Source organism: Marinovum sp. 2_MG-2023 (genome assembly GCF_030548265.1).
GTDB lineage: Bacteria > Pseudomonadota > Alphaproteobacteria > Rhodobacterales > Rhodobacteraceae > Marinovum.
The window spans coordinates 1-2,751 of the sequence record NZ_JAUOSD010000065.1 but is presented as its reverse complement, the minus strand read 5'-3'; the positions used below and the strand labels follow the sequence as shown (position 1 = coordinate 2,751).

The window sequence follows — 2,751 nt, the reverse complement described above, 5'->3', positions numbered from 1 at the left end:
GGCAGTTCGTCAGAAGTTCTGGCAACGGGTTATTCGGGCACTTCGAGCAACGATCAGGACATTTTTGTCATCGGTTCAAACTTCACCTACGGAACCTTGAGCAGTGGCCAACACTATGATGTTATTCATGATTTTGACGTTTCAAAAGACAGTATTGACATCTCTTACCTCGTTGAAACCGCTTCGGATATCAGTACGTCTCAACAGGGCAGCGACGTTCATTTTGACGTAACTGACGCAAGTGGAAACACCCGCACGGTTGTCATTGTCGGCGGAACAAAGAGCGTGTTCGATGCGAATATGTCCTCCATATTCAACACAGACGACTACACCGTCACGTTGACTGCAATGGAGGATACTCACGATTTGATTGCCGGCCTTGTGCTGCCGGTGGCAGGTGCGGGCGAGGGGCTGACTGCGAGCACATTCTACAGCCAGTGGTCATCGGCGACGTTGCAGAATGCAGATAAGAACAATTTTGTTCACAACAACAGTGAGTCTGACGAACTCCCACGGACCCTTGGGTTCATGCACGATATTTTTGTGGACGATAAGGTCGACTCTGACACTACAGATTTAGTCGACGACGCCAAAAACAACATCGCAGGCAATGATGGCCAAGACATCATCTTCATGGGCGATGGCAACGACACGATCCACGGCGACGATCAAGCAGACCTGTTGATCGGAGGGGCCGGGAGCGATGTCATCGAGGGAAATCGCGGCAATGATTTGATCTTAGGCAGTGATGGTGGAAACCCCACCGTTGCCGGAGATGGCCAGGATTTGCTGTCGGGCGGTTGGGGCGATGACCTCATCGATGGCGGTCGCGGAGAGGACCACATCAAAGGCGATTTCGGCAACGACTTGCTTTACGGAAATGGCGGCAATGATTCAATCGACGGTGGGTTGGGCAACGACATCATCTATGGCGACAGCTATCTGAAATTGGATGGAGGTCCAATATACAGCGGAGTTCATGCCGGAATTCACGGAGACGTCAAAGAGTGGTTTGACAATGAATTTGTCGCATGGAGCGACGGGAATGCGCTAGGTTCCGGTTCCACCGTCGTTTCGTCGAATTTGACTGACACTTTGAACATTGATTTTTCTGGGACCGACGCGGGCGGATCAACCGTGACAGGGAATGTTTCTGAAACACTGACCGCTTGGGGATATGGGGACGATCTACTCTTCGGTGGTTTTGGGGATGACCAAGTTTTCGGAGGGGTCGGGAATGACACCGTCTCGGGAAACTCTGGTGACGACAGCGTCAAGGGTGAGGCCGGGAACGACATCGTCCGTGGCGGATCCGGAAATGACACAATTAGCGGTGGCACCGGCAACGACACCCTTCACGGCGAAGCTGGCGCGGACACCTTTGAGTTTGGATCGGCCAATGGAAATGACACCATTGGCGATTTCTCGAACTCGGAAGACGCTATAAAATTTTACGGAATTTCTCAGTCGACGGTAGCCGTCTCTCAAAGCGGCGGAGACACCATAATTTCTTATGGATCAGGAATCAGTGCGGGCACAATTGCGCTGGAAGATGTAAGTTTGACGCTGTCTGATATCATGTTCCAATTCTGATGATTGGTCTTTTGCACATGCCTTATAGTATTGAGAATATGCAGTTTCTGGGGGAATGTGCTTTTGCACTCCTTGGGCGGCAAACAGCTGGTTGAAGTACCACTTTCACATCGTCACTTCGAGCGCTTAGCCTCGGCAAGAAACCTACGCTCAACGCCTTTGAATATTCACTCGTAGCCGCGTTCTCCTTCTGTCGATGCAGCGTGCAACGCGCGTCCCTGGCCTCCTCTTCGGTTGCAAACCAGTCTGTGCGGGATTGGCCACCTCGACCGATCCTGCCCCACTCAGGGGTCTGTTACGGCTGGGGGCAGAATGACACCCCAAGACAAGAGTTTTGCTTGGAAAGCAGTCGTGCAACCGATTTTCGTATTTGTAGCACTCGGCCTGCCAAACAGCTTGTCTCGAAACCAGTCGTTTTAAAGGCAAGTTCTGCGGAGCCTTATCAAACAACAAAATGACCCAGTATCCTGTCTCAAAACCCGTCTTTTTGCGCTCTGCGTCGGCTTTGTTGTAGAAATTGACTCCGGAAAATATCGCCCTTAGGGTCAGGATTCATAACCAATAGATGACGAGAGCGGCGAGAGCGATTGCTGAGAGGAACACCATGGGGCATCGGTCGTATCTGGTCGCCACGCGCCGCCAATCCTTGAGCCTGCCGAACATGATCTCGATCCGGTTTCGCCGTTTGTAGCGGCGCTTGTCGTATTTAACCGGCGCCTTGCGTTGCTTTCGTCCAGGGATACAGGCGCGTATCCCCTTGTCCTGCAATGCTTCTCGGAACCAGTCGGCGTCGTAGCCACGATCCCCGAGCAGCCATTTGACCTTTGGCAGGCGACTGAGCAACGCCCGCGCGCCGATGTAGTCGCTCACCTGTCCGGCGGTGACGAACAAGTCGATCGGGCGTCCCTGGCTGTCACAGACGGCATGCAGTTTGGTGTTCATTCCGCCCTTGGTCCGACCGATCAGGCGGCCACGCCCCCCTTTTTCACGGCCATGCTGGTCGCAGTTCGGTGGGCCTTGAGATATGTCGCGTCAATCATCACGGTCTTCTCTTCGCCATGCTCGGCAGCCAGGCCGACCATCATCCGGGCAAAGATGCCTTTCTCGCTCCAACGCCTCCACCGGCTGTAGAGCGTTTTGTGGGGGCCATAGGCTGCT

The 2,751-nt window shown here is 53.5% G+C and carries 2 protein-coding genes and 1 pseudogene; 1 reads left to right on the top strand and 2 read right to left on the bottom strand.

Annotated features, from left to right (window positions below; translation table 11 throughout):
* On the top strand, positions 1 to 1,593 hold a 1,593-nt coding region (locus Q4577_RS23590), incomplete at its 5' end, for a calcium-binding protein (RefSeq protein WP_303473355.1).
* A gap of 22 nt (positions 1,594 to 1,615) precedes the next feature.
* Here the strand turns inward: Q4577_RS23590 and Q4577_RS23585 are convergent.
* On the bottom strand, positions 1,616 to 1,867 hold the full coding sequence (locus tag Q4577_RS23585) for a hypothetical protein (protein WP_303473357.1): 252 nt from the start codon (positions 1,865 to 1,867) through the stop codon (positions 1,616 to 1,618).
* 278 nt (positions 1,868 to 2,145) lie between these two features.
* Positions 2,146 to 2,751 (bottom strand): annotated as a pseudogene (locus Q4577_RS23580) (IS5 family transposase); the annotation flags it as partial.